At 59.1% G+C, this 25,185-nt stretch carries 27 protein-coding genes and 1 pseudogene; 13 read left to right on the top strand and 15 right to left on the bottom strand.

Annotation, left to right across the window (positions count from 1 at the left end):
• Positions 1-615 precede the first annotated feature (615 nt).
• Positions 616-1,341: a pentapeptide repeat-containing protein gene (locus tag I8N66_RS23125; RefSeq protein ID WP_291158332.1), complete on the bottom strand. Its 726-nt coding sequence runs from the start codon at positions 1,339-1,341 to the stop codon at positions 616-618.
• A gap of 425 nt (positions 1,342-1,766) precedes the next feature.
• On the opposite strand from I8N66_RS23125, the gene I8N66_RS23130 reads away from it, so the two are divergent.
• Entirely contained in the window at positions 1,767-2,276 is a 510-nt protein-coding gene (locus I8N66_RS23130; protein WP_291158334.1) for an SDR family NAD(P)-dependent oxidoreductase, read from the top strand.
• 283 nt (positions 2,277-2,559) lie between these two features.
• Here I8N66_RS23130 and I8N66_RS23135 read toward each other — a convergent pair whose 3' ends face one another.
• From I8N66_RS23135 to I8N66_RS23145, 3 genes are all read right to left on the bottom strand, one after another.
• Positions 2,560-2,922: an EF-hand domain-containing protein gene (locus I8N66_RS23135; protein WP_291158336.1), complete on the bottom strand. Its 363-nt coding sequence runs from the start codon at positions 2,920-2,922 to the stop codon at positions 2,560-2,562.
• 233 nt (positions 2,923-3,155) lie between these two features.
• Positions 3,156-3,584, bottom strand: coding sequence for a metalloregulator ArsR/SmtB family transcription factor (locus tag I8N66_RS23140; RefSeq protein WP_291158338.1), 429 nt, complete (start codon positions 3,582-3,584; stop codon positions 3,156-3,158).
• A complete protein-coding gene (locus I8N66_RS23145; RefSeq protein WP_291158340.1) occupies positions 3,581-4,225 on the bottom strand; it encodes a peroxiredoxin in 645 nt (214 codons plus the stop codon). Before I8N66_RS23145 ends, I8N66_RS23140 begins: the two co-directional genes overlap by 4 nt.
• A 119-nt stretch (positions 4,226-4,344) precedes the next feature.
• Here I8N66_RS23145 and I8N66_RS23150 point away from each other — a divergent pair, with 119 nt between their 5' ends.
• From I8N66_RS23150 to I8N66_RS23175, 6 genes are all read left to right on the top strand, one after another.
• Positions 4,345-5,271: an MBL fold metallo-hydrolase gene (locus I8N66_RS23150; protein ID WP_291158342.1), complete on the top strand. Its 927-nt coding sequence runs from the start codon at positions 4,345-4,347 to the stop codon at positions 5,269-5,271.
• Positions 5,272-5,276: 5 nt separating this feature from the next.
• A complete protein-coding gene (locus I8N66_RS23155; protein ID WP_291158344.1) occupies positions 5,277-5,708 on the top strand; it encodes a YeeE/YedE thiosulfate transporter family protein in 432 nt (143 codons plus the stop codon).
• On the top strand, positions 5,705-6,157 hold the full coding sequence (locus I8N66_RS23160) for a YeeE/YedE family protein (RefSeq protein WP_291158346.1): 453 nt from the start codon (positions 5,705-5,707) through the stop codon (positions 6,155-6,157). Before I8N66_RS23155 ends, I8N66_RS23160 begins: the two co-directional genes overlap by 4 nt.
• Before the next feature lie 17 nt (positions 6,158-6,174).
• Complete coding sequence (locus tag I8N66_RS23165) at positions 6,175-6,966, top strand: sulfite exporter TauE/SafE family protein (RefSeq protein WP_291158348.1); 792 nt, start codon at positions 6,175-6,177, stop codon at positions 6,964-6,966.
• Between the two features lie 97 nt (positions 6,967-7,063).
• A complete protein-coding gene (locus I8N66_RS23170) occupies positions 7,064-7,450 on the top strand; it encodes a DUF302 domain-containing protein (protein WP_291158350.1) in 387 nt (128 codons plus the stop codon).
• Positions 7,451-7,605: 155 nt separating this feature from the next.
• Complete coding sequence (locus tag I8N66_RS23175) at positions 7,606-7,806, top strand: hypothetical protein (protein WP_291158352.1); 201 nt, start codon at positions 7,606-7,608, stop codon at positions 7,804-7,806.
• Between the two features lie 26 nt (positions 7,807-7,832).
• Here I8N66_RS23175 and I8N66_RS23180 read toward each other — a convergent pair whose 3' ends face one another.
• From I8N66_RS23180 to I8N66_RS23195, 4 genes are read right to left on the bottom strand one after another with little or no spacing between them, the layout of a single operon-like run.
• A complete protein-coding gene (locus I8N66_RS23180; RefSeq protein WP_291158355.1) occupies positions 7,833-9,677 on the bottom strand; it encodes a heavy metal translocating P-type ATPase in 1,845 nt (614 codons plus the stop codon).
• A 3-nt stretch (positions 9,678-9,680) separates the two neighbouring features.
• Positions 9,681-11,051, bottom strand: coding sequence for a HAMP domain-containing sensor histidine kinase (locus tag I8N66_RS23185; protein WP_291158358.1), 1,371 nt, complete (start codon positions 11,049-11,051; stop codon positions 9,681-9,683).
• Entirely contained in the window at positions 11,048-11,719 is a 672-nt protein-coding gene (locus I8N66_RS23190; protein ID WP_291158393.1) for a response regulator transcription factor, read from the bottom strand. Before I8N66_RS23190 ends, I8N66_RS23185 begins: the two co-directional genes overlap by 4 nt.
• Positions 11,716-12,057 (bottom strand): PepSY domain-containing protein, encoded by a 342-nt coding sequence (locus I8N66_RS23195; protein ID WP_291158361.1) that lies wholly within the window; start codon positions 12,055-12,057, stop codon positions 11,716-11,718. The genes I8N66_RS23190 and I8N66_RS23195 overlap by 4 nt, the downstream gene beginning before the upstream one ends.
• A gap of 131 nt (positions 12,058-12,188) precedes the next feature.
• Between I8N66_RS23195 and I8N66_RS23200 the strand changes: the two genes are divergently transcribed.
• The 3 genes from I8N66_RS23200 (at position 12,189) to I8N66_RS23210 (ending at position 15,520) form a co-directional block, all read left to right on the top strand.
• Positions 12,189-12,464: a PepSY domain-containing protein gene (locus tag I8N66_RS23200; RefSeq protein ID WP_113536137.1), complete on the top strand. Its 276-nt coding sequence runs from the start codon at positions 12,189-12,191 to the stop codon at positions 12,462-12,464.
• Complete coding sequence (locus I8N66_RS23205) at positions 12,461-13,024, top strand: cytochrome b/b6 domain-containing protein (protein ID WP_291158366.1); 564 nt, start codon at positions 12,461-12,463, stop codon at positions 13,022-13,024. Before I8N66_RS23200 ends, I8N66_RS23205 begins: the two co-directional genes overlap by 4 nt.
• 624 nt (positions 13,025-13,648) lie before the next feature.
• A complete protein-coding gene (locus I8N66_RS23210) occupies positions 13,649-15,520 on the top strand; it encodes an adenylate/guanylate cyclase domain-containing protein (protein WP_291158369.1) in 1,872 nt (623 codons plus the stop codon).
• Between the two features lie 35 nt (positions 15,521-15,555).
• On the opposite strand, the gene I8N66_RS23215 is transcribed toward I8N66_RS23210, so the two are convergent.
• A complete protein-coding gene (locus I8N66_RS23215) occupies positions 15,556-15,939 on the bottom strand; it encodes a hypothetical protein (protein ID WP_291158372.1) in 384 nt (127 codons plus the stop codon).
• Between the two features lie 327 nt (positions 15,940-16,266).
• Between I8N66_RS23215 and I8N66_RS23220 the strand changes: the two genes are divergently transcribed.
• Positions 16,267-16,701: a hypothetical protein gene (locus I8N66_RS23220; RefSeq protein WP_291158375.1), complete on the top strand. Its 435-nt coding sequence runs from the start codon at positions 16,267-16,269 to the stop codon at positions 16,699-16,701.
• 347 nt (positions 16,702-17,048) lie between these two features.
• On the opposite strand, the gene I8N66_RS23225 is transcribed toward I8N66_RS23220, so the two are convergent.
• From I8N66_RS23225 to I8N66_RS23235, 3 genes are all read right to left on the bottom strand, one after another.
• Positions 17,049-17,285: a hypothetical protein gene (locus I8N66_RS23225; protein WP_291158377.1), complete on the bottom strand. Its 237-nt coding sequence runs from the start codon at positions 17,283-17,285 to the stop codon at positions 17,049-17,051.
• A 160-nt stretch (positions 17,286-17,445) separates the two neighbouring features.
• Positions 17,446-18,534, bottom strand: coding sequence for a GSU2403 family nucleotidyltransferase fold protein (locus I8N66_RS23230; protein WP_291158380.1), 1,089 nt, complete (start codon positions 18,532-18,534; stop codon positions 17,446-17,448).
• Positions 18,535-19,227: 693 nt separating this feature from the next.
• The gene (locus I8N66_RS23235) at positions 19,228-20,751 is read right to left on the bottom strand and encodes a PLP-dependent aminotransferase family protein (protein WP_365887728.1); all 1,524 of its coding nucleotides are present in this window, start codon (positions 20,749-20,751) and stop codon (positions 19,228-19,230) included.
• 132 nt (positions 20,752-20,883) lie between these two features.
• Between I8N66_RS23235 and I8N66_RS23240 the strand changes: the two genes are divergently transcribed.
• Positions 20,884-22,467, top strand: coding sequence for an ABC transporter substrate-binding protein (locus I8N66_RS23240; protein ID WP_291158382.1), 1,584 nt, complete (start codon positions 20,884-20,886; stop codon positions 22,465-22,467).
• 65 nt (positions 22,468-22,532) lie between these two features.
• Entirely contained in the window at positions 22,533-23,372 is an 840-nt protein-coding gene (locus I8N66_RS23245) for an alkaline phosphatase family protein (RefSeq protein ID WP_291158385.1), read from the top strand.
• Positions 23,373-23,483: 111 nt separating this feature from the next.
• On the opposite strand, the pseudogene I8N66_RS23250 reads toward I8N66_RS23245, so the two are convergent.
• The 3 genes and pseudogenes from I8N66_RS23250 to I8N66_RS23260 all read right to left on the bottom strand — a co-directional run.
• Positions 23,484-24,176 (bottom strand): annotated as a pseudogene (locus tag I8N66_RS23250) (FAD-dependent monooxygenase); the annotation flags it as partial.
• A complete protein-coding gene (locus I8N66_RS23255) occupies positions 24,173-24,460 on the bottom strand; it encodes a hypothetical protein (protein ID WP_291158388.1) in 288 nt (95 codons plus the stop codon). The gene I8N66_RS23255 and the pseudogene I8N66_RS23250, both read right to left, overlap by 4 nt.
• A gap of 162 nt (positions 24,461-24,622) precedes the next feature.
• Positions 24,623-25,185 (bottom strand): DUF938 domain-containing protein (locus I8N66_RS23260; RefSeq protein ID WP_291158390.1); only part of this gene is annotated, 563 nt, incomplete at its 5' end.

Raw genomic sequence — 25,185 nt, forward strand, 5'->3', positions numbered from 1 at the left:
ACGAACGGGAACCGGCGCCGGCAAGCCGTGCGGTCCCGACGCCGTTCTAGGCGACACACCCTGTCTGCCGGCTGTCAGACCTCGTGCATCGATCGCCCCGCCCAGCACTCTCTCGTCACTCTTCGACGACATATAATCAATTCAGACAAGATTTTACTCAGCGTCCTCATGTACTTAGTTCCGCCCGCTCGACTATACCAGTCATCGGACCATCAGGGCGCATTGCCGCGGGACGCGCTGTCAAAGCCGATGAGTTGTGATGGGGAGAATCCAGCTCAGCCCTGACGGACCGCGGCAAAACTAACGGACGTTGGCGAATATGCCTGGCAAAACGATCCGTTTGGGTGCGTATTGCCTTGGCCCGCGCTGTTCGCCCGCGGGTTCGTGATTTCCTTTGAAACGATCCTTTAGCAACTCAGCGAAACAGCAGTTGCCAGTTGCCGCTTCCTTGGCACGCTCGCGATCGGAGACGTAGTGGCACTTGGCGTTACTATATTTTGCGCTAGACGGCATCCGCCTGGGAGGGAAATGGGGATTGGGGCTCCCAACCATCTGGGCGAGGCCCCTCCTTCACACGATTCGCTTCGATAACGGCCACCTCCACCTCCATCATTCTCAATCAAATTCGCAAGGCCAGCGCGCTGGTGCAGTAAGTCCGAGTGGGAGCTTCGTCGCCGCGTTTCCGCACGCCATATCGATTTGAGATTGAAGCAAACCTGAAGCAGCAGATAGGTCGATTCCCTCGACCCTTGTCAGGAAGAGGATGGATCCGTCGAACTCAATGGACCCAGCAAACGATGCCCCACTAAAATCGGCTCGCGAAAGGTTCGCCCGCGAAAACTGAACATCTTCCAATATTGTGCCTTGGAATTTTGCGCGCCCGAGTTCTGCCTTCTTATAGTCAACGTCAATAAGATGTGCCCGACTGAAATCAGCGCGCTGCAATTCGGCGCTCGCGAACGAGACATTTCTGGCGAAGAAGCGAACGAAACTCGCCCGGTGGGCTTCAACGCGGGCGAAGATCGCGTTCTGAGCGCTCGCTCCGGCGAGGGAGGCACGCACGAGCTTGGCTTTTTCGAGATTGGACGAACGGAAATCGGCAGCGCGTAGATCTGTCAGGGTGAAGTCTACGCTAGATAGATTTGCACCTTTGAGATCCGCTCCGGCGAGTTTGATATGACTTTTATTGCAGCCGCTCCAGTCTAGTCCAGGGGCCGGTGGGCTTTTGCAGTTGGCAGCTGCGGCATCACTGCATGCAGAGGTTAGCATTGCAGCGATGAACACCATGGCGAAAACACTTGGTAAGCTGCCGCGCCCACCTCCGAAAGCCATTTCGAACATTCCCGCCCACCGAGAATATCCACTACTAACAAAGTTATCACAGACCTCCGCGGCGTATCTCATTAGGGGGTCACCACTGTAAGCCGTCACCCATCGTGTGGGGCGTTATCTGAGACGTTTATGCCTATTTGAAATCTACTGGGCTCCGGTCACTGAGACATTGATGCGCATCAATAGAGGCGATCGGAAAACGCAGTGAGGCAATCGGTGTGAAATCTCCCAATCAGCGTTGGTTAGTCTGGCCGTGAAACTTTGCGCAGGATCAATTTCAGATCGGTTTCCTGTGCGTAAACTCCAAGTTGGGAAGAAGATCGGCAATGGGCGCCAACCGCAAACCGCGGCTGGTTCCGCGAACGTGTCCTGCTGGCTTGGCACACCAGTGAGCCAAGCAGCCTAAATGACGTCCGTCTAAAAGGACGATTTCGATGCGGTTCAACGAGCGCAAGACTATGATCATCCTTAGCGACGATGAGGAACACAGCATCGCTGTGGCGAGGAAACTAGGCGGCGCAGGCACAAACATCGTCATTCCGTTCGCCCGCGACTCGAAATCCGTGAACGAGGCGGTCGTTGAACTGGAATCCAAGGGAGGTAGTGCGATCGCATTGTTTACAGATATTCTCGAGCCTTCCCATCTGATGGCACTTTGCCGCACGACAATGCGCGCCTTCGGAAAGGTGGATGCTGTGATTTATTCTCTTGGTCGATCGGACATGGCCCTCCCCGCAGCTGCTGCGACAACGCTTCTAATGCGTGCGCGCGAGCTGCTTCGTGAACGTGGTCAATTTCTGGACCTATTCGCTACCGAAGGGCAGTGCGGAGATCAAACGATAGTTGAGATCGCAACGAGGTCGGCACGCCGAGGAAGGTCACGGCAGAAGGCAGACCGCGAGCGCAAGACAGCCCAAAGTTCCAACCGCGCCGTAAGTGCATGACTAAAAGTCAGCAAACCCGCTGAGGCGGAATCCGGATCGGGTATACAACTTTCCACACCTGCCATTTGGGCTTGAGCACTTCAAGCCTTTCGCCTCTCCGGATGTTCAGGTCCGGCTTCATCTATTCCCTATCCGCACCATCGAACCTCAACAACCGGTCTGCGGATCCGTCGGGGAGTGCAAGGAGGGCCACTTGCACCCTGACAACAGTCGGCTGCAAACGACCGGTTCGAGGCCAGGCCCGTTTTCTCAACGGCAGCGCGTCGGAACTTATCCACCCCCTCTACTGGTCCCGCATGAAAGCCTTCATTTCCTCTGGCGTTACTTTCCCATCCTTGTTTGCATCGACCTTGTCAAAGATACGCTTATGGATCGTGCTAACTTCTTCAAACGAAAGGGCGTTGTCATTGTCGGCGTCGGCAATGGCAAACATGAACTTCATCATATGACCTTGCATCATGCCTTGCCGCATGCCGCCCATCATACCGTATTGCCTTCCGCCGTTCATCCCGTCCTGCATCACGACGGAACAATCAGCCTTTTCACCCTTTCCCTCTTTTGCGTCCTTCTGGGCGAATGACGGCGCTATGTTGCTTGACAGGAGCGCAGTGATGATCGCGATAGATGCGAGTCTTGCAGTTGTCATGTGACTTCTCCTTCCAAATGCAGGAGATTCGCTCCGAAACGAGAATTGCGGCCTCGCAGTGGCGCGCACCTGCAATCATATCAACGCCATTAAGTTACCTCCGATGCAGGTGTAGTTCCTTGCGCTGCGTCAACTGGATCACAGCACAATAGCGTCGGGGGAGGCGTGACCTTGAAACGCTAGGCTGCAGTCCAGCCTATCAACGCCCGTCCCTGGACACACCATCGTATAACCTAACGAACAGGTACCACCCGAGCGAATTGTGCTGCCCCCCCGGGCTCAGACTTGATCGCCTCGGTCGACGGGGAGGATGCGGAGGATTGTCCACTACGAGGGTCTTCAGTATCGCCGTCGGTTCCGCAGAAAAGCTTCAAGAGCAGGTCCATAACCGCCTCGACCCGTTCATCGGCGATAGAATAGTTGATGGCCCGCGATTGCCTGCGCGTTTTGACGAGACCCGCCTGGCGCAGTTCCGCAAGCTGTTGTGAAAGGGCCGGCTGCTTAAGTCCAAGTTCATTCTGGATTTCACCTACCGAACGTTCCCGCTGCGCTATGTGGCAAAGCAGCATCAGCCGGCTTGGCGTGCTGAACAGGCGCATGAATTCAGCCGCCTCGGTGGCCTTGTTCTGCAGCCTTTCGATGGGGATGTCCTTCCTGCTCATTCAGGCCGCTCCCTATAGTACCAGGCACTTGTCGGTCCCTCGGTCGCTCCCGCTTCCTCTATCGTCGTTGCCGGCTGTTCCAAAAGCGCGCCGCCGGACCGCCAGCCCTCAGGCGTAGATGCACCTTCGCGCTGAGAGACCTGCAAGGCTTCGACAAGGCGCAGAAGTTCGTCTACGGATCGACCGATGTTCGTGGGATACCAGACAATAGCGCGGATGACGCCTTTGGGGTCGATGACATATGTGGCCCTGACGGTAGCGCTGCTCGGCGCAGCACTGTCGAGCATGCCGTAGGCCTGCGCAATCACCATCGACGGATCCTCGATTAGCGGGAAATCCACCTTGACACCAAAGCTCCGCTCGATATCGCGCAGCCAGGCAAGGTGCGAGTAAAGGCCATCCACCGAGAGACCCAAGAGATCGCATCCGCATGCGGCGAAACGTTCTTTTGCACGCGCAAAGGCGATGAATTCACTCGTGCAGACCGGAGTGAAATCGGCAGGATGGGAAAAGAACAACACCCAACGGCCCCGGTAATCGGCAAGCGACACTTCTCCCGTCGTCGATCGAGCCGAAAAACCGGGCGCGTTATCGTTGATCCTGAGAGAGCGCGTCTCGGCTCGTGAATCGGTGTCGGTCACGTCAAGCCTCCTGAAGACTGTTTCGTCGGCTATAGCGCAGAAGCGTGCGCAACTTCAACAGATACACACTTGCATATTTATAGTAAATATCTATGTATTCCTTAACCAGGAGATCAACCATGGCGGATGCCGCACTTTCCCACGCCCGCGAAACTATCCTCACCGCTCGAGCCGAGCCGGCGAAAAGGCCGGTCATAAAGTCCTTCTTTGACCCCGCTACGTTCACCGTCAGCCATGTCGTGCGCGATCCGGGCTCCAGCGCCTGCGCGATTATCGACAGTGTGCTCGACTATGATGCCGCCTCCGGGCGGACAATGAATGCTTCGGCACGGGCACTCATTAATTACGTAAAATTCGAAAATCTCGAAGTGCAGTGGCTGCTGGAGACGCACGCCCATGCAGATCACCTGTCTGCAGCTCCACTTCTGCAGGCCGAACTCGGCGGCGCGCTCGCGATTGGCCGCGAGATCATCCGGGTGCAGGAGGTCTTCGGCAAGATCTTCAATGCCGGCTCCGAGTTCCAACGGGACGGGAGCCAGTTCGACCAGCTCTTCCAGGACGGTGACAGTTTCAAGATTGGTGGTCTCGATGCGACGGTCTTGCATGTGCCGGGGCACACGCCCGCCTGCCTCGCCTACGTCATCGGCGACGCCATATTCCCCGGTGATACGCTCTTCATGCCCGACTATGGCACCGCGCGCTGCGACTTTCCGGGTGGCGATGCACGCCAGCTTTATCGATCGATCCAGAGACTGATGCTTCTGCCGGACGAGGCTCGCATGCTCATGTGTCACGACTACAAGGCGCCCGGCCGCGAGAACTATGTTTGGGAGACCACGGTCGGCGCGCAACGGACCGGCAATGTGCACGTGCACGAGGGCATTGGGGAAGATGCCTTCGTCAAGATGCGGACAGAGCGGGACGCGACCCTTTCGATGCCAAAACTGATCTTGCCTTCAGTGCAGGTCAACATGCGCGCGGGACGCTTGCCACCCCCCGAAGACAATGGCATGCATTATCTGAAAATCCCTGTGAACGGGTTGTAACAGCGATGAATGAGATCAACTATCTCTGGCCACTGGCAGGTGGCCTTCTAATCGGCCTGTCAGCCGGCCTTTACCTCCTGCTAGACGGACGGATCGCCGGGATTTCCGGTCTTACGGCCGCGGCGATGGGCTTGACGGATGGCGGGACCAGCAAGCTGGGACTGGGCTTTCTCGCAGGCATCGTTGCCGGCGCTTGGTTCACGTCCCTCCTTGTTCGACAACCCCACATCGCCATCACCTCCTCACCCACTCTGCTGATTGTTGCCGGACTAATCGTCGGCTACGGCACGAGGCTTGGATCGGGTTGCACGAGCGGTCACGGCGTTTGCGGGATCGCACGGTTTTCGCGCCGTTCACTCGCAGCAACAGCAATCTTCATGGCCGTCGCAGGCATCACCGTCTTCGTGGCCCGCCATCTTCTGGAGGGGCTATTGTGAGCGCCCGCGTCCTCGCATCGATCGTCTGCGGCGTCATCTTCGGAGCCGGCCTGGTCATCTCTGACATGATCAACCCGGCACGGGTGCTCGCCTTCCTCGATGTCGCCGGCAACTGGGATCCGTCACTCGCCCTCGTCATGGGGGGAGCGCTCATCCCCTCAACCGCCGCATACATCATCCGCGGCCGCCGCGCGGCACCCCTGTTCGACAGCCGCTTCCATGTGCCGGCAAATGCCTCGATCGACTGGAAGCTCGTGACCGGCGCTGCACTTTTCGGGTTGGGCTGGGGATTGGTGGGGCTCTGCCCCGGTCCGGCTATCGCCGCATTGTCGACCGGGCGCTGGGAGGCCGTCATGTTCGTTACAGCGATGGTCCTCGGAATGGCAGCCTATCGCGTTTCTTTCGGCAACGCTTTGAAAACGAGCCCTACCGGCAACACCAAGGCCTAAAGCCCACGGAATCGCCCATGTATCTCGACACTCTACAATATCTGCTCGGCGGACTGTCCGGTGTTCTCGTTGGCTTCACTCTCGGCCTCTTCGGCGGCGGTGGTTCGATACTCGCCGTCCCGCTGATGGTTTATCTTGTCGGAGTACCAAGCGCGCACCTCGCGATCGGCACCAGCGCCCTCGCCGTTGCAGCTAACGCCTTGGCGAATCTGGCCGCCCACGCGCGCCTCGGAAACGTCAAATGGCGCTGTGCCACCGTCTACAGTGCCGCGGGGATCGCGGGGGCGTTCCTCGGGTCAACACTTGGCAAGATGGTGAGCGGCCAGCACTTGTTGATGCTGTTCGCCCTCCTGATGCTGGCCATCGGCGCCCTGATGTACAAGCGGGGGGATGCCGAGGGCAATCCGGGAGCCCAATGTAATACCGAGAATGCATCTAAAGTCCTCGGTTTCGGCGGCATGACCGGTATTCTTTCGGGTTTCTTCGGGATTGGCGGTGGGTTTCTCATCGTCCCTGGGCTCATTGCGGCGACAGGCATGCCGATCATTAATGCCATTGGCTCCTCGCTCGTCGCCGTCACAGCACTTGGGCTCACAACGACCCTCAACTACGCCTTTTCTGGCTATGTCGACTGGGCGCTAGCAGCAGTCTTCATTCTCGGCGGCGTCGCAGGCGGAGCGCTTGGGTCATTCGTCGCAGCACATCTTTCGGCCAGGAAAGGCGTCCTCAATAGACTGTTCGCCTCACTGATCTTCGTGGTCGCCGGCTACATGATCTACAGAGGCGTGGGCCAGATCATTGCAGTTTGATTGCAGCGCGATCCGAAAATCAATTCTGATGGGACGCCTGCAAGAGTGCTTGAACCGAGTTGCAATGCACCGACGAAAACCGATGAGAGGACATGCAATGAGCTACTATTTCGCAAAGACTTTGGCGTGCGAGTTTGACGAGGCCGTTCGACGCACGACGGAAGCCTTAAAGGCAGCCGGCTTTGGCATCATCTCAGAGATCGATGTCACAGAGACACTGAAGAAGAAGATCGAAGTGGACTTCCGTCCTTACCGGATCCTCGGCGCCTGCAACCCGCGCATGGCTTATGAGGCGCTCAGCATCGAGGATAAGGTCGGTACGATGCTGCCGTGCAACGTCATCATACAGGATACTGGAGGCGGCAAGACCGAGGTTGCCGCCATTGATCCTGTCGCCTCGATGCAGGCGATCGGCAATTTAACACTTTTGGAGACGGCCAAACGGGTGCAGTCGAGTCTTCGGAGCGTAATCGAGGGACTTTGACCGTCGCCGCGGTTCGGCCTTGCATGCCCACTGTCACCTACCGCCGAAACCTGCCGGCATTGACGCAGCGTCAATCCTTGTTGTCGTCAGCAAACCCGCGCCAGCTGTCGGTGGCGACGGTTGCATCTTTATCCAGCCATTGAAGAGGCCAAAGCGTGCGTTTGAACATGTCGTTGTTTGAAGAAGCTGGTGGATTCAGTGCTGCCGATATGGTGTATGTCGATCTGGCATTAGCCGAACTGGCCGACGTAACGGACGTCCAAAGCTTCTATGACAGGCGTTTCCCTGAAGGCCATGGGCCGACGCCCGAACTGTTTGCTGTTTCAAAGCGCCGTTGCAGAAGCCCTTGCAGATGACAGACCCGCGCCAAATTGCGTGGTCGTCACGCGATTGTCGGTGAAATCCTTAGCGCACGAAGGGCGTTCAAGATTACAGCGACATCTATGGCCTCCTGGAGCAGTGCGCCTTCGACAGGAAGCAGATAGCCGAGCGCCGCCGCCACCATGGCGAAGACCGAGAGACCGATACCGAACACGACGCTTTCAATAGCAATACCCCGTGATCGCCTGGCGATCTCGATGCCGGTGAGAAGCCTGTCTATCCTGTCAACCAGAAGGACAACATCGGCCGCTTCTGCGGACGCTGCGGCTCCTCGCGCACCCATCGCAACCCCTACGTCGGCAGCGGCAAGCGCCGGTGCGTCATTGACGCCATCGCCGACCATCATCACGGGGCCGTTCTTGCGCTCGCTCAGTACGGTCAGTACTTTCTGGTCCGGTGTCAAACCGGAGCGGATTGCATCGAGGCCCAGCCCCTCACCAATTCTTTCTGCGACGGCGGCACGGTCACCCGTCGCCAGGACTATGCGTTTCACGCCTTCCTTGCGCAAACCACCAATGGTCATTGCGACCTCAGTGAGCACGGGATCTGCCATGGCGATGTATCCTGCCATCTTGTTGTCCACCGCCACAGCGACGAAAACTGAACCGGCTTCCGTGTCCGGAATTTCGATCGGCATGGCTTTGGACTGCTTCGCCACAAAGTCGTGCCCCCCGACGGCCACCGCCCGGCCGTCGACATACCCTATCACTCCGTCGCCAGCGAACTCTGTAACGTCTATGGGCAAGACAAGATCTAGACCTCGCCCTAGAGCTGCCATAACCAGAGCCTGGGCCATTGGATGTTTCGATACCTGATCGATGGAGGCTGCATGCCGCAATATATCTTCTTCGCTGAACCCCGGCTCTGCGTGGACCAAGGCGATCTGAGGGCGCCCGTCGGTCAACGTGCCTGTCTTATCCAGCACCAGTGTGTGAACGCGGGCCATGCTCTCCAGCGGACGAGCACCCTTCACCAGCACACCGAAGTGAGCTGCACGCGATAGTCCGGCCACAAGAGCAACCGGGACGGCAAGGATGAGTGGGCACGGCGTTGCCACGACGAGAACCGCAACCGCCCTGATCGGATCTCCAGTGAACCACCAGGCGGCAGATGCAATCAGTAAGGTCACGACTAGAAAGCCAACCGACCACCGATCCGCAAGTCTCGACATTGGAGCCTTCGACCGTTGGGCGTCTTCTACCAGACGAACGATGCCGGCATAGGTACTGTCCTTCGCCTCGTGCTTTGCGATCATATCGAACGCATCACCGGCATTCGTCGATCCACTCAGTACCGCAGCCTCCCGCTTCAGCGAAACAGGAAGCGGCTCTCCCGTCAGTGCAGACATGTTGACGAAGGCACTGGCGGACGAGACGGTTCCATCGACGGGAACGACATCACCTTGGCGGATCAACAAACGATCGCCGCGCCGAACGGAATCCACCGAAAGCTCCTGGAGGCTGTCGTCGACATAACGCGTCGCGGTTCGAGGCACGCGAGAGAGCAGATCGTGCATCTCGCGGCGTGCCTTTCCCTCGGCGAAACTTTCGAGGAAGGCGCCTCCCGTGTACATCAGCGCGACAATCGCGGCCGCCAAAGTTTCGTCGAATGCGAGCGCGGCCGACATCGACAGTGCCGCAACGATGTCAAGGCCGAGTTCTCCCCGCCACAAGCTTCGCAGTATCTCTACGAACAGGGCCGCCAGCACCGGAAGAGTGGCAATGCTCCAAGCGAGCTGAGCGCCTTCCATTCGACCCGTTAAATAAAGGCCAAGTCCGACAATCAGGCCGCCGAATGCGAACAGTAACAGGCTGGCCTTGAATCGATCTTCAGCCGAACGTGTCATGGGTCAGGTCTCCGCAGAGGAGGTTGCATCCGGGCAGACGATTTCCGCATGGAATCCGCCTTCGGATCGATTTTCCAAGATCAGGGTCAAGCTATAGAGGTCAGCGATTTCCGACACGATCGCCAGACCCAAGCCCGAACCGGGCTTTAGACGATCAAGACGGACTCTTCGGCCCGGGAGTTCCGGCAGTTGTTCAGTCGAAACACCGGGCCCATCGTCCTCGATCACGAGGCGACACTGGTCGCCACGATAAGCGGCGGTGACGAATACGCGGCTGTTGGCCCACTTGGACGCGTTCTCGAGAAGGTTGCCTGCGATTTCCCGGAAGTCATGCGGGTCGATCGGCACCATGACGCCCTTTTCTAGGTCGGTCTCCCAAATCAGCCGCTCTCCTGCCTCGGTGTGTTGAAGCATCCGTATGGTCTCGCCGACGATTTTCTGGACGTCAGCGTCACCGCTACGCTGCTCCGGCGTGGGGCTAATCCGGGCGCGGGCAAGTTCGTGCTCGACATGGGAAAGCATGGTTTCCGTCAGATGGTCGAGTTCATCGGCGATTTCAATCTCACCTCTCTCGCGAAGGGTGAGAGCATTGTTCGCGAGCACTGTCAGGGGCGTCTTCAGCCCGTGCGCAAGGTCACTTGCCCTACCCCTCGCCTTCTCGATCGCCACGGCCTGGCTTTCCAGGAGCGCGTTTAGTCGATCGACGAGCGGTTTGACTTCGCGTGGGTACGATCCTGTCAGGCCGATAGCCTTGCGATTACGTACGGCTTCCAGGTCCCGTCCAAGGTGGTCGAGAGGCCGCAGTCCAACCCAGAGTTGGCCGATGGACATCAGAACCAGGAGGACAGCAAGAATGCCGAGGTAGGGCAGGATATCGAGAGCGAACGCTGTGCGCGCGCCATCTACCTCGTCCGCATTGATCGCAACCGCGATACGGAGTGGCCTTTTACCCTCAGGCGCGGCTAACAGCAGAACACGCTCCTGGACGAGTACATCCTTTCCTTCAGGTCCTGGAAGGCGATACTGGTGCATCGCGCCAACAGGATGCGGTTCGACCGGCAGCAGCAAGGCATAGTCGAAAAGCGAGGGTGACCGTAGCACATCTGTCTTGAAGGGGTCGTCGATTTGCCAATAGAGTCCACCATAGGGAAGCAGGAAACGGTCGCCTTCGGGATTTGCGGAGACCTGCGTTCTTCCATCGGCGGAGAAGCGGATAACTGCCGCGAGGCGGTTGATGTGTCCCGTTAGCTCGTTCTGGATGCGGCTGCTGTAGCTATCGGCGAATATTTGGACCAGAGCTATTGCGGCCGCGGCGAGACAGATCGACACGGCGATCAAAGACGTCAGGATGAAGCGACCGTGAAGCGACATCATGTGGTCTCGTCCGTTGCAATCTGATAGCCGAAACCTCTGCGCGTTACGATGGCATCTCGACGCAGTTTCTTCCGTAATCGCCCTATCAAAACTTCGACGGAATTGCTTTCCCGCTCGAAGTCTTGGGAGTAAAGCTGGTCGGTCAGTTCCATCTGTGAGACCGCTCGGTGTCGGTTCTGCATCAGGACCGAAAGGCACTTGTATTCAAGCGGGGTGACGTCGACAGGCAAGCCATCTACCAAGACTGTCCTTTGCCGCGTGTCGATGGAAATGCCGCCCGACGAGAGAACAGCGCTGGCCTGGCCGGAGTATCGCCGAAGGACAGCGTTTAGCCTGGCCAGAAGCTCTGCGATGCGGAACGGCTTGCCAAGATAATCGTCCGCGCCCGCGTTGATACCTTCAACGCGCTCCTCCCAGTTACCTCGCGCCGTTAGGATGATAACGGGCATGTCGCGGCCGTTCGACCGCCATTTCTTGAGGATCGTAAGTCCGTCAATCTTGGGTAAACCGAGATCCAAGATCACGGCGGCGAAATCGTCATGCTCGCCCGCGAACAATATAGCTTCGCCGTCGGACTCGTGCACGACATTGAACCCGGCCCTCGTGAGATGTGTGACGACATCACGGGCGATGAGCGGATCATCTTCGGCAAGCAGCACGCGCATTATTCGTTCTCGATTTCGACGATCTTGCCGACGGCAGCATCCACCTCTACTTCGGTGACTTGGCCGCCGCTTCTCAAGACCCGGAATTCGTAGACTAAGCGCTCGTCTTCACGCTCGACACTGACATTGATCAACTCGCCGGGGATTCGGCGCAGAACCAGCTCCTTCAGAACCGCCAAGGGCAGAATTCGTCCCTCACGCACCTGCCGGGCCAGCTCGTCGTTGGACGGCACAGCCGAATTTCCTGCGGACACGCGATCGTCGCCGGCACGCAGGGCTGACACGGGGAGTAACAGACCCACCACGAGCAACACCAGGCCAAGTTTGTGAAAAAGATACATCGTCGAGCAATACCATTACCGAGATGACAAGAAGCTGACAAATTCGCTCAGGTGATCGTCAGGTCGCCCCTCATAGGTTGAGAGCCGACCAGAAGAGCAACACCGCTCCTGGAGCTAACGGAGACCGACCCATGAAAAAGATCATTCTCGCAACGATCCTGGTAGCGACCGGCCTGCTCGGCATCGCCCATGCCGAGGAAGGACAAAATTGCACGCAAGCCGCCAAGGATAAATGGTTGAGCGAGGACGCGATCAAGGACAAGGCAAAAGCCTCTGGAATTGACGTGCGCCGGGTCAAGACCGAGGGCAGCTGCTACGAGGTCTATGGCATCGATGCCAAGGGCAACAAGGTTGAGACATTGTTCAATCCCGAGACCGGCGCATCGGTCGGCAAAGAGAGCGAATGACCATGGACAGGAGGGAGCTCAAGACGGCGAGCGGGGGCTCGCCTTCGCAGGTTAAGGTCTGGGACCATCTGGTCCGGGTGTTTCACTGGAGCCTGGTTGGGCTCTTCGCATTCTCTTACCTCACTGGCGATGAATGGAAGCAGGCCCATTTCGTGTCCGGGTATGCCATCATCTGCCTCCTGGTCGTGCGGATTGTCTGGGGCGTGGTCGGCACCCATCATGCACGCTTCTCGAGCTTCATTTACAGCCCTGCCACCACGTTAGGGTTTATCCGGGACAGCATCAGGATGCGCGCCAAGCGATATATTGGGCACAATCCTGCCGGGGGCGCGATGGTGATTGTGTTGCTGGCGGCGATTTCCGGAATCGTCGCGACCGGATACATGATGACGACCGACGCCTACTGGGGCGTTGAATGGGTGGAAGAGGTTCACGAGGTGCTGGTGAACATTACGCTTGCTTTCGTTGCCCTTCATATCGGAGGCGTGCTCCTCGCCAGCATCGAACACAAGGAAAACCTCGTCCGAGCGATGATCACGGGCCGGAAGCGCGCCAACTGAGAAGGGCGGGAGACGAACACCGTCAACAATGGGGAGAGCGGCCTGTGAGGTATAGGCTGGCGCCGCTCACCCCGACGCACCGCCATATGCTCAACAATCCCGCGTTTATCCCCCCGTGGCCGTCGATCTGCAGCCGATGTGACCTGGAGTCGTCATCCCTGCTCTTGAAGGGAAGCGAACCTTCTGCCCAGGCTTTCGCATAAGATAACTCCTGGCTCCGCGCCCGCGGAACCTAAATCTTTCGGGTGACTTTTCGCGCGTCCTTGCCCCGGGGGGATGGCCGCCATGCAGATCTACTGTGCGGAACAACTGGTCGCTCGAGGTGACACTGCGCTAGCGCCAACCTCGCAATTGTCCGTGGGCCCTTGCCACCGGCCCGGCCTCTTCAGCCCATATGCTAAGCGCTTGCCCGCATTGCGCGGAGGCCAGGGCATTGAGGCAGTGCTCCAAATCATCCGGTCTAGGCAAGCGAGTTTTGCCCCCGACAGTTGTGGTGAACACCGTCCCCTTGAACAGATTTAAACTGTCGGCACGTCAACTGAACCTTCCGACGTGCTTCGGCGCTGGAGCTGCACATCAGTTTGCGGATCGAGTAAGATAGTTCCCGATTGAGAGGGCGAGGCATTGAGCGAGGAGCAGGTTGAGCGACGGTTGGCGGCCATCTTGGCAGCCGACGTCGTGGGCTACAGTCGCCTTATGGAAGCCAATGAGGAGCGCACGCTCAGCTCGCTGCGCCAGCATCGCCGCGAGTTCTTCGATCCCACCATCGCCAAGTATGGCGGGCGCATCTTCAAAGTGATGGGGGACGGCTTTTTGGTGGAGTTTAATAGCGTTCTTAACGCGACGCGTTGCGCCGTTGAAATCCAGCGCGGCATGCCGGGCCGCAACGCAGGAGTTCCCGAGGACCGGCACATAAAGTTCCGCATCGGCATCAATGTCGGCGACATCATCATCGACGGCGAGGACTTCTACGGCGACGGCGTGAACGTCGCGGCTCGGCTCGAGGGCCTGGCTGGGCCCGGCGGTATCGCGTGTTCAGCGTTCGTGCGCCATCAGGTCGGCAACAAGCTCCAACTTGAGTTCCTCGATCAGGGTGAGAAGACCGTCAAGAACATTGCCCAGCCGGTGCATGTCTACTTCATCAATCTGGGCCCGTCGGACAGTGGCGTTCCGGCAGCAACTGCCGACGGACACACACGTGAGCGCTCGGACCGGCCATCGGTGGCGATCCTGCCTTTCGCGAACATGAGCAACGACCCCGAACAGGAGTTCTTCAGTGACGGCATCACCGAGGACATCATCACCGACCTGTCGAATGTTTCGGGACTATTCGTGCTCGGACGCAACACTGTCTTCACCTACAAGGGCAGGACGGTGAACCTGGAACAGACAGCGAAGGAGCTTGGAGTTGCCTATTTGCTTGAGGGTAGCGTCCGCCGAGCCGGAAATCGCGTGAGGATCAATGCCCAATTGATCGACGGTGCCACGAGCGGCCATTTGTGGGCCGCCCGTTACGACCGTGAGCTCACCGACATTTTCGCGATCCAGGATGAGATCACCAAAACGATTGTCGACCAGCTTAAGGTCAAGCTCTTGGCGGATGAGATGAAGGCAATCGAGCAAGTGCCGACCGACAATGTCGAAGCCTACACGGACTATCTAAGGGGTCGCCAGCTACTTCATGCGGCGACGAGATCCTCCCTGATATTGGCTCGGCGGATGTTTGCCAGAGCCGCGGACCTGGATCCGCGATTCGCGCGCGCCTACGCGGGTATGGCGAATTGTGATTCCCGACTCCATTCGAAGCATGGGGAGAAGATATCGGCAGGCGACATTATGGCGATCACCGGCAAGGCCTTGGCGCTCGAGCCCGATCTGGCGGAAGCCCATACTGCACGCGCATACGCCTTGATGATCGACAGCCATTCCGCGGAGGCAGCCGCCGCTTTCGAAAAGGCCCTGGCGCTCGATCCCCATTGTTACGAAGCCCATCAGTTGTACGCCGAATTTTTCGTTACCCAGGGCGAATTCGAGCAGGCCGTGCGGCATTATCTTCGTGCAATGGAAATTCAGCCCGATGACTATCAGGCGCCGCTCTTCCTGACCGCTGTCCTTCAGTCCCTCGGACGTCCGGAGGAAGCAGAACGATATGCGCGTCTCGGAGTAAGACGAGCCGAAGAGGCGCTCAGGCAGCATCCGGACAGCTCCAAGCCTGCGCAGCTGGGAGCTGTCGCGCTGGCGTTCCTCGGAGAGCGTGATCGCGCCGAGGAATGGCTGGCCCGTGCTTTGGCGATCGATCCGGACGATAACCTCGCCCGCTACAACGCCGCCTGCACCTATTCGCAGCTTGGCAAGATTGATCGGGCCATTGAGCTCCTGGAAATTTGCTTGCCGCAGTTTGGAAGTGACATGAAACTTTGGTTCATGAAGGATTCAGATCTCGATCCGGTCCGCAATCATCCGCAATTTCAAAAGCTGCTCGAAATCGTCGGATGACCCAGCGACCGTTGGCGCGTCCCGCGCAGGAAATTCTATGTGCTACCGACGACGCAGCCTACCCCCCAGCTTTTCCCGCTCCGATCAAGTTCCGCCACCCGACGCCGGCCGCGCTCCCGTTCAGCAGTCAACGCTGCCTGGAGCTCGCCGTCCGGCTCTGGTGCCTCTTCTACCGGAAACGCAACCTGATGAGACTGCGGTTCTTCTTCAACGACTGAAATCGTCTGCGCTCCGGCCAACGGATCCACGACGACGAGGAAACTGACCTGATGGTCAGCTTCTCGGCTCAACTTAATCGCCTTAGCGTATTGCCTGATCAACGCCTTCTCGAAATGTGCCTTCCGGTGCAGCTTCATCGAGAGCGCAAAGTTGGAAGAAGCGTTTCGGGGCTCGTTGGCAACAGTTTTCGTATTGGGCATGGTCATTAGCCTCCTGCACGACAATCCAGTCGAGAAGGAGAACTTCGTCAAGTTTGTTGACTATCTCAACATGAAATTCGTGACCCGCTTCGACGCGCGACCCGAATGAGCAGCCCTACTTTCTTGGAGAACAGAATGTTTGAAGCCATCGATACCGGATCCGGTTAATGGCGACCTCGTCACCGGCGACATCGAAACCCAGACGCGCCGAACGCTCGGAAATCTCGAGGCTGGGACCGGACCTCGAAGGGGGAGGACAAGGACGCCCCGCGACGACTGTTTTACGTTGCCATGACGCGGGCAAAACGCAGCCTCGCGATCGTCTCAATGCAGGACCAGCATCCGATCCTGCAGGATGTCGCGGTAACATTGCTGAAGCGGCAGATCACTCCGAATGAGGCGGCCGGGGCGGATGGCGGTCTGCGATACCAGACCGTAGAGCCGCACATGGTGGATCTGTCCTGGGTGGGCAGGCAGGCGGCGAGCCATCCAGCCCACCAAGCGCTTGCGGAAATGCAAACCGGTGATCGTGTCGAACTGGTCGAGATCGATGGACGCTGGCTAGTTCGTAATTGTGCCGGGGTGACCATCGGGCGGATGGCCCAGAGCTATCGGCCGCCGGATGGTTGGGATTGCATCAGGGGCGAAGCAAGCGCGATCATCCGTTGGCGCAAGGTCGACAATGCAGAGGAATTTCATGGCACCCTTCGGCGCGAGGTATGGGAGGTTGTTCTCCCCGAGTTGGTCTTCGCGCGACATTGATCACAAGCCCCTTGCGCTTCCTCCCGAGGGATCGAAAAATGGCTGCTCCTCTGCCCTCAGTCTCGCTGGTGCGTGCGTAAAGCCTCAACGCGGCCTCTCGTCGACCTTGATCTTGTGTTGTTAGCTGCTTCGAGCATCGCTCTCGGGTCACGCTTCAGAGTGAGGGCATGGTGTGGTTAGAGAGCGGTGAATGCCGGGAACGAAGACTGCCGATGATTGAGTGGTATGGCAGCGATCGAGTAAAGGAGTAAAGGACGCCGTGCTGGCACCTTGGTTCCGCTGCGATTGTGGCCGAACTGACAACACCGTTCTGATTGGTCGATTGCCCCGGTAACGAACGCTCAACGCTAGCCGGCAGGCAGCTCTTTGAGCATCATCATTCGGTTTCCCTGCAACAGCACGATGATCTTGTCCTGTTCGAGCGCATACAGGACCTCCATGATTTCATCCTGCGTGAACCCTGCCGCAGTTAGTGGAACGCCGATGTCGACAATGTTGATCGACATGTCCGGCGAAGCTTTCAGGGAGCGTAGGCGCTCGATCAATGCGATTTCGGTTTCCGTGAATCTGCTCATAGTGCTCATAACGCTTTTCGGGCTGAAATGTCTCATTTCCAAGCCGCGTCGTGCGTCTGATTGCTACCATCAGAACGCCCTTTTTTCGCAGCGGATCTACCTATCGGCTGAAGACTAATACGGAGAGAGGAAAGAGGATGACTTATCTAACCTCCTCCTCCCAGCTTCGTCAGAACGGCGTGGTGATATCCTCACCGATCTGGACGGCACCGTAGGTGAGACTGTCTCTAAGGCGGTCCAGCCCCTCTGCCGTCATCATGCCAGCCCCTGCCCTGATGGCTTCCTGCCAGTGCGGTCCGCGCTCCCACGCCTCGTTGTAGACGAGGGCCAGGTCCGACGTCCGTCGTGTCTGCTGCAGGGCTTCGAATAGAAGCTCCGCTTGCCGGATATCCTTGTCGCGCTTTGCCGCCCCCTGCCCGTCGGTGTGCCGGCGACTGGCCACGATCAACTTATGGACTGCATATCGCTCAGGCGCTGGGACAGTCACCGGGACACCGGACTTGTGAAGCAGCATTGTCCGCACCGGATCGCGGATCAGGAAATCGAGGAAGCGGAGCGGGTCGGCGCTCGCACCTCCCAGCGCTGGCATCTTGGCGGGCTGGTCGAGGTAGTCGTCCGAGCCGCGGTTTGACGTCAAGAACTCCACACGGTAGCCGCTGGCCGTCTTGAATGCGGATGAGGCGGCGGCTCCGGATCGATGGAGCACGGGCGTGAACGTCGGATCCACCGACTGCAGCAGATCGATGATCGGGGGCAGAGTGTCCTTGACCTCTCGAGAGATGGCGTAGTCCTGGGCGATATCCGCATCGCCTGTCAGGAGGGCGGCCATGGGCAGGCGCACCCCGAGTATTCCTGCATAGGTCTGGAAGGCGACCGTGCCGATCAGGACGCCCCGGAGCCGGAAGAGGCCTGCAGCCGCCAGCGTCTCGACGATATCGCCCGTCATGGCGTCGGGCGCGATCATGCCGCCTTCGCGGGTGAGCGATGCCACCATGCGCCTGCGGGCGCGAAGGTCGTCTTTCTCCCTCTGATGAGTTTCGACCCGCTTGGCGATGTCCGGATCGTCCGCAGGACCGACATAGCGACGTGTCTTACCCCCCCTCCCATCCGGGATGTCGAAATACCAGTATTTGCGGTCCTTCACCTTAACAGGGGTGAACCTGCCTTCCGGTGGGAAGTCGGCCGTCCATGCGGCGTCGATCGAGCGCTGGCCCAGTTCGGCCAGCATCGTCTGGTACATGATATCTATCGACTTCACCGGCTGACCCCGTTATACCTTTTCCGTTTAAAGGTATAACGGGGTCTATAGGAGGATGCAAGGGCTGTGTCGCACGGACTGTCGGATGGACAGCGCGTTATACCGTTATTGCGAAAAGGTATAATATAGTGCCGCGTTGGCCGCAAGGACTGTCCGTACGATGTCAGTTCTGGGTAGCAAGAGTCGCGATGGCCGCCTTGAGCTTCGCACAGCCTTCGGCTACCCCGCCCCAAGTCACTTTAATCCTTTGCCCAGGGAATGCTTGAGTTCTGGACTATGTTGACGCATGTGCGACAGCTCGTTGTCTCGGGCCCTCGTTCGACCGGACGCGGCGACTTGAAGCCGAGCGCGACGCTGAGATGAGACCTGGCAGCGGGACAAGCGCGATGTGGTCGAAGTGCCAGGGCTCTCGCCGCGCAGTGAGGGCATCCTGAAGCAACTCGATAGCTTACCGCAGGCCCAGAAGGCGCAGTTCGTAGAAGAGCTCGGTCGCAATCCCGAAGGTAGAGTTCATGTGGGCCTGTAGCTCAATGGTTAGAGCCGTCGGCTAAGCAGTCTACTGAGGCGCGCGCAACCGCTGGCTGGGCAGTCAATCCAGGCGCCAGCCCACTCACTTCGAGCAGCAGCTTCTGGCGGACGGCGCTCGCAAGGTCCTCCGCCGTTCGCACGGGAATGCGCGCGTTCACGGCGCCGTTATGCCGCGTCCAAACAGCGCCTCAGCAGTCTCGTCGCGAATCCAATTTCATCCTCGGTCGATGCGGCGAAGCCGACAAGAAGTGCCTTTCGCGGCGACCTTCGGTTTGCGTAGTAGTAAGATAGTTGTTCGACGCCGAGATTGTTGTGCCGGCAACGGATCAGCGCGGCATCCTCATCCAACGACTGATCCGTGTAATAGCAAAGATTGTAGAATCCCGATGCGAACTCGGGCGGCTCGAAGATATCGGCAAAATCGGACCTCAGGATTTGGAGAAGACAGTTCTGGCGCTTAGCGTAGATCCGGCGCATCCGGTGAAGATGACGCGCGTAATGACCGTCCTCGATAAGACGGCCGACGATCTGTTCGGTGAATTGGGGTAATGCCCTGTAGCGAACCTGGATCAGCCGGCGGCATTTTTCCGCAAGCGCCCTTGGCATGATCATGTAGCCAACGCGAAGGGATTGCAGCAGCGTCATGCTGAAGGCGCCGATGTAGATGACCTGACCGGCCTGATCGAGCGCCTTCAGTGGTGGAATGGGACCACCTCGATAGCGAAACTCGCTGCCCAGATCGTCCTCGATGATCAGTGTCTCGCGGTCGGCCGCCCAATGCAGCAATTCCAGCTTTCGCTTCATCGGCATCGCAATGGTCATTGGCTGTTGCTTGGCGGCCGTGACGAAGGCGAGCTTGACTTCGCGGCTGGCGATGGTGTTCGGGTCAGGCCCCGACTGATCGACGTACATTGGCTCGATCTTGCAGCCGGACGACTGGAAGATCGATCGTATCGCCGCCATCCCGGGCTCTTCGAAAGCGACAGTATCGCCGCGGTCGAGCAGCAACTCGGCCAAAAGCGTGACGGCATGATGCGCCCCGAGCGTGGTCACCACTTCCTCTGGCTCGCATTGGATGCCGCGGCTCACGGCAATGTGCCGGGCAATCTGTTCTTCGAGCAGGGATGGACGCAGGATCTCGCGATAATTGACAATCCGGAAATCGCATTGCGCATAGACCTCCTTTGTCAACTGCGACCAGATTTGCACCGGAAACAGCCGGTGATCAGGGGTCGCCATGTGCAGAAGCTGCGACCCGTCATTGAGGGTCAGCGAGGTGCGCCATGTCAGCGCCTGCCCGCGCTGGGAAAGCAGCTTTTCGAAGCGATCGGGCGCCGTAGTACCGCTTTCGCAGGATGTGCCAGTCTTGCCCGATTGGCGTCGCGGGACTGTCTCCACATAGGTGCCGCTGCCGCGCACAGACTTGAGATAGCCTTCCGCAACAAGCTGGTCGAGCGCGGTCACCACAGTGAAACGGGACATGCCAAGACTTTCCGACAGGACCCGTGACGAGGGGATGCGCATCCCGCCAGGAAGCGCGCCCGACAGGATCATCCCCCGCAAGCCGTCATAGAGCTGGAGGTACAGAGGCCGTGCGCTGTCGGCTTCCAGTATCAATCCATCCAGGCTGAATCCGTCGATCGTGCGGGCGATATTGCGCCTCCATGCGGTGTGTCCCAGCCGTGACAAGTGGACTGGTCATTTTTGCGTTTTCTGGACATGTATACAGTACTCTTGCCGATTAATATCCATCCCGATCAAGCACAGGCGCCGTCGGACTAACGCGCGCCAGGCCAATTCGGCCGTATCGGGGGACTATCGATGGATGAACTCAAATATCTCTCCGGCCTCGTTGCGAAGGGCCGGATGTCACGCCGCGACTTCCTGGGGCGTAGTGCCGTGTTCGGGGTCGGCCTCGTTGCGGCTGGTTCCTTGCTGTCGGAGGCCGTAAGGGCCGAAGGTCCGGTGCGCGGCGGAACGATCAAGATCGGTATGCAAGGCGGCGCATCGACCGACAGCCTGGACCCCGGCCTTGCCACCAATCAGGTCACGGCGATGATCAACCATCTATGGGGCGAGACGCTCGTCTGGCTCGGGCCGGATGGTGCGCCAATTCCCGTGCTTGCCGAAGAATGGAGCGCTTCGTCCGATGCCAGAACCTGGACCTTCAAGATCCGCAAGGGCGTGCAGTTTCACAACGGCAAGACGCTGACGCCCGATGACGTGGTCGCGACCATCGAGCGGCATTCGGATGAAAGCGCAAAGTCAGGCGCGCTCGGTGTTCTCAAGGGGATCGAGACCGTCAAGGCAGACGGGGATACGGTCGTCTTCACGCTGAAGGAAGCGAACGCTGACATGCCCTTCCTGATGATCGATTATCATCTGGTGATCCAGCCAAACGGCGGCAAGGACGATCCCGAGGCGGCGGTCGGCACTGGCCCATACACGCTGGCCGACCGAGAGGCGGGTGTGCGCTACAACGCGACCCGCTTTGAAGGCTATTGGGCCAGCGAAACGGTCGGCTTCGCCGAACAGGTGGAGGTTGTCGTCATCAATGACGCAACGGCGCGCATCGCGGCCCTGCAGAGCGGCCAGGTGCATATGATCAACCGAATCGAACCGAAAACCGTCGGGCTACTCAAGAACATGCCGCGGGTGACGATCCGGAACGTGTCGGGCCGCGGCTTTTATCCTTTCAACATGTTCTGCGACACGGCCCCTTTCAACAACAATGACCTGCGCCTCGCGCTCAAATACGCGATGGACCGGGAGGCCATGATTGCGCGCATCCTGCACGGCTACGGCTCGGTCGGGAACGATGCGCCGATCAACAAGGCCTATCCGCTTTACGAGGAAATCGAGCAACGGACCTACGACCCCGACAAAGCCGCCTTCCACTTCAAGAAGTCCGGACATAGCGGCGGTATTGTGCTGCGCACGTCGGAAGTGGCGTTTCCCGGCGCGGTTGACGCTGCGGTCCTCTTTCAGCAAAGCGCCAGGAAGGCCGGTATCGATATCGAGGTCAAACGCGAGCCCGGCGACGGTTACTGGTCGAACGTCTGGAATGTCCAGCCCTTCGCAACGTCTTACTGGGGTGGCCGACCGACGCAGGACCAGATGTACTCCACCGGCTACATCTCGTCGGCGGACTGGAACGACACACGCTTCAAGAACGAGACTTTCGATAAGCTGGTCATCGCCGCGCGCGCGGAACTGGACGAAGCAAAGCGGCGGGCAATGTACCGCGACATGTCGGAAATGATGCGCGACGAAGGCGGCCTGATTGCGCCGATGTTCAACGACTTCATCGACGGTGTCGGCGAGAGCATCCAGGGCTGGATGGACAATCCCGCAGGCGAACTTATGAACGGCGATGCGCCGCTACGCTGCTGGCTTAGCGCCTGAGCGAACACAAGGATCAAGCGCGTCGCTCTGGCGGCGGCGCGTCACATCATGCCAAGGACAACGAGATGCCGCTACGCAACAAACTTCTGCTGATCATCCTTGACGGCCAGCCCTGGCGTAACGCGCGCCGGCTGATGGGCAATCTGGAAGGATGGGTCGAAGCCGGCGAGGCGCGTGTGTGGAAGATGCGCTCGGTTCTGCCATCGACGTCCGCCTCCTGCTACGCGTCGATCCACACCGGTTTGCCGCCGCAGATACATGGCGTTCTTTCGAATGAAACGCTGTTTCGCGTCGAGCAGCCGGACATTTTTTCCGAAGTGACCAACGCCGGCGGCAAGACGGGCGCCGTAACCCATTCCTTCTGGTCGATCTTCTTTCAGCGCGCGCCCTTCGACATCGTGCGCGACATCGAATATGACGATGCGGAAGGACCCATTCATCATGGTCGCTTCCATACCATGGCAGGGTACAATCACCAGAACCAGATGACCCCCAGCGATCTCGACCTCTTCGCGACACTGACCATGCTGACCGAGCGCCACGCGATAGACTACGGCATCCTGCACACCTGCACGCTCGACAGTATGGGGCATCGCTACGGCCACGATTGTTCGCAGATGGACCATGCCTGCTTCACAATCGACGCGCAGCTTGCGGCGTTCCTACCCCGTTGGCGCAAGAACGGCTACGAGGTCATCGTAACGGCCGACCACGGCCAGACAAGCCGGGGACATCATGGCGGAGCCGACGAAGAAATGCAGGACTTTGCACTCTATTGGTTCGGCGGCGGTGACGGTCCATCGGCTGACACGCTCCTAAACCAGCTGCAACTCGCTCCGACAGTGCTGTCGCGTCTTGGTGTACCGCAGCCGGGGGGCATGAAGTTCAAGGCGTTTCTAACTTGATTCACAGGCGCCGGCAAAGGTCAGAAACCGGGACCGATATGCAGTCCGCAAAGCTGCGAACGGCCGGCTCCAGTCTCCAATGGAAAAACGCCCGGCCCGTGGATCGCGGCTGCGGGCCATCACGGCCCAGTTGGTTAGGCGCATGTCCGGATCGTCCCGGTCTTTGCCGATCGCATAGAAAACGAACTTGGCATCGTTGCCGCCGGCTATCGCCATGGTACGGCCGTCTCTCCATACCGGCCAGCGTGTAGCTCCGCGCCAAAGCATTGTGCCATTCCAGATCGGCGGGCCTTCCTGCGGATAGAGCGTCGCGCGCACAGTAGAATGAATGCCGTCAGCGCCGACCAGCAGGTCACCTTCCGCCTGCAGAACCCTTCCGCCCTCGGACAGATGAACGGCAACGCCACCTGCGCAAAGCCGGTTACGCGACATCCCGTGCGGATGGTGCCTTGCCCGAGCCGCTCGATCACGGCGTGGTGGATCAGGCCCAGCAGCCTGCCACGATGGATGCTGAATTGCGGGAGGGCGTGACCAGCTTCGATACCGCGCAATTCTTGCCAGACGACCTGGCCGAACCGGTTCGTATAGATCAATTCGCGCGTGCGGATCCCGGCTGCATCGAGGGCGTCCGGCAGTCCGAGTTCGGCCAAAAAGGCCGACGGCATGCGGCAGCATGTTGATGCCGACGCCCAGTTCGTGCACCGCGTCGGCGCGTTCGAAAATCTCCACCTCGATTCCGGCCCGGTGCAAGAAGAGGGCGGTCGTCAATCCACCGATGCCAGCACCAGCGATCAGCGCTTTCATGGCCGCGCTCCCACTTGCGGATACTCGAGCTGCATGGCGACGACATCGGCCGTGCCCTGACCATAGCGAGCTCCGATATCTCGCAGGGCACGTTCCAGGGCTTCGGCCGGCCTCTTGTTCAGGACCAGCCGCTCGCCGGGCCAAGCCGCGACAACCTCGTCGGGAAAAGGTCGCATGCCGCCGCGCGTCGCCACTGCGGTCGGCGAGTGGGCAAAAAGCTTGACGCTCGAACGATGGGTGCGCGACCACGCATCCGCGACGAGCGCGAGCGAGACTTCATCCATCCCCGGCTCAAGGGCGACCCCGAAACGATCCCGGTTCCAGAACGCAAGACGATTGCGCAGAACGTTTGCGGCAAAGGCACGGGTCAGGCGGAAGGCGCCGCTGTCATGTCGGGCACTCCAGCCGTCAAGCCCGAGATCGCCTGCAACCCCGAAGCCCCGACTCTAAACGAGCCCCCGAGGGTAGGCACTACCTGTGGAGAAGACAAGCAACATATTGTTGGTAGGCATCTCGATCGTCTCGCGGAGATTAAGTCCAGCCGCCTCCCCCACTTGTTCAAGATCAGCGATCTCACGCAAACCCCAGGATGGGTTTCGCTCCTTTAGAGCCGCGTCGAAAGCAGCGTTCGAGGGGGCGTTGTATACGCCGTCGCTTATGAATGGGCCGTAGAGAACAAGAACCCCACCAGCGCGAAGCAAACGGCCAGCCCCTGCGAACAATCCTAAGCTCGAGGCCCATGGCGCGATATGGATCATATTGATCGACACGATGGCGTCAAAATGCCCCGATTGTTCGACGCTCCATTGTTCTGAGCACACATCAATATCCCGCGGTGCCAGCACGTTCTTCAGCCCTGCGAATTTTATCCAGCTGGACGTGCTGGCGCGGGCATCGGCATCCGGATCGCTCGGCTGCCAGGTGAGGCTGGGCATTGCTCCCGCAAAACACACGGCGTGCTCGCCGGTCCCGCAACCAATCTCCAGCACGGCCCCATGTGTTGGAAGGA

Origin of the sequence: Ensifer sp. SSB1, from assembly GCF_016652895.1 — a bacterium.
Classification (GTDB): Bacteria; Pseudomonadota; Alphaproteobacteria; order Rhizobiales; family Rhizobiaceae; genus Ensifer.

Bases quoted from the DNA above. Each gene is read 5' to 3' on its own strand.
- I8N66_RS23125 (WP_291158332.1), bottom strand. From the start codon at position 1,341: ATGTTCGAAATGGCTTTCGGAGGTGGGCGCGGCAGCTTACCAAGTGTT.
- I8N66_RS23140 (WP_291158338.1), bottom strand. From the start codon at position 3,584: ATGAGCAGGAAGGACATCCCCATCGAAAGGCTGCAGAACAAGGCCACC.
- I8N66_RS23170 (WP_291158350.1), top strand. From the start codon at position 7,064: ATGAGCTACTATTTCGCAAAGACTTTGGCGTGCGAGTTTGACGAGGCC.
- I8N66_RS23255 (WP_291158388.1), bottom strand. From the start codon at position 24,460: ATGGATGAAGTCTCGCTCGCGCTCGTCGCGGATGCGTGGTCGCGCACC.
- I8N66_RS23195 (WP_291158361.1), bottom strand. From the start codon at position 12,057: ATGTATCTTTTTCACAAACTTGGCCTGGTGTTGCTCGTGGTGGGTCTG.
- I8N66_RS23180 (WP_291158355.1), bottom strand. From the start codon at position 9,677: ATGACACGTTCGGCTGAAGATCGATTCAAGGCCAGCCTGTTACTGTTC.
- I8N66_RS23240 (WP_291158382.1), top strand. From the start codon at position 20,884: ATGGATGAACTCAAATATCTCTCCGGCCTCGTTGCGAAGGGCCGGATG.
- I8N66_RS23200 (WP_113536137.1), top strand. From the start codon at position 12,189: ATGAAAAAGATCATTCTCGCAACGATCCTGGTAGCGACCGGCCTGCTC.
- I8N66_RS23130 (WP_291158334.1), top strand. From the start codon at position 1,767: ATGCGGTTCAACGAGCGCAAGACTATGATCATCCTTAGCGACGATGAG.
- I8N66_RS23135 (WP_291158336.1), bottom strand. From the start codon at position 2,922: ATGACAACTGCAAGACTCGCATCTATCGCGATCATCACTGCGCTCCTG.
- I8N66_RS23245 (WP_291158385.1), top strand. From the start codon at position 22,533: ATGCCGCTACGCAACAAACTTCTGCTGATCATCCTTGACGGCCAGCCC.
- I8N66_RS23165 (WP_291158348.1), top strand. From the start codon at position 6,175: ATGTATCTCGACACTCTACAATATCTGCTCGGCGGACTGTCCGGTGTT.
- I8N66_RS23215 (WP_291158372.1), bottom strand. From the start codon at position 15,939: ATGCCCAATACGAAAACTGTTGCCAACGAGCCCCGAAACGCTTCTTCC.
- I8N66_RS23185 (WP_291158358.1), bottom strand. From the start codon at position 11,051: ATGATGTCGCTTCACGGTCGCTTCATCCTGACGTCTTTGATCGCCGTG.
- I8N66_RS23220 (WP_291158375.1), top strand. From the start codon at position 16,267: ATGCAGGACCAGCATCCGATCCTGCAGGATGTCGCGGTAACATTGCTG.
- I8N66_RS23155 (WP_291158344.1), top strand. From the start codon at position 5,277: ATGAATGAGATCAACTATCTCTGGCCACTGGCAGGTGGCCTTCTAATC.
- I8N66_RS23150 (WP_291158342.1), top strand. From the start codon at position 4,345: ATGGCGGATGCCGCACTTTCCCACGCCCGCGAAACTATCCTCACCGCT.
- I8N66_RS23225 (WP_291158377.1), bottom strand. From the start codon at position 17,285: ATGAGCACTATGAGCAGATTCACGGAAACCGAAATCGCATTGATCGAG.
- I8N66_RS23205 (WP_291158366.1), top strand. From the start codon at position 12,461: ATGACCATGGACAGGAGGGAGCTCAAGACGGCGAGCGGGGGCTCGCCT.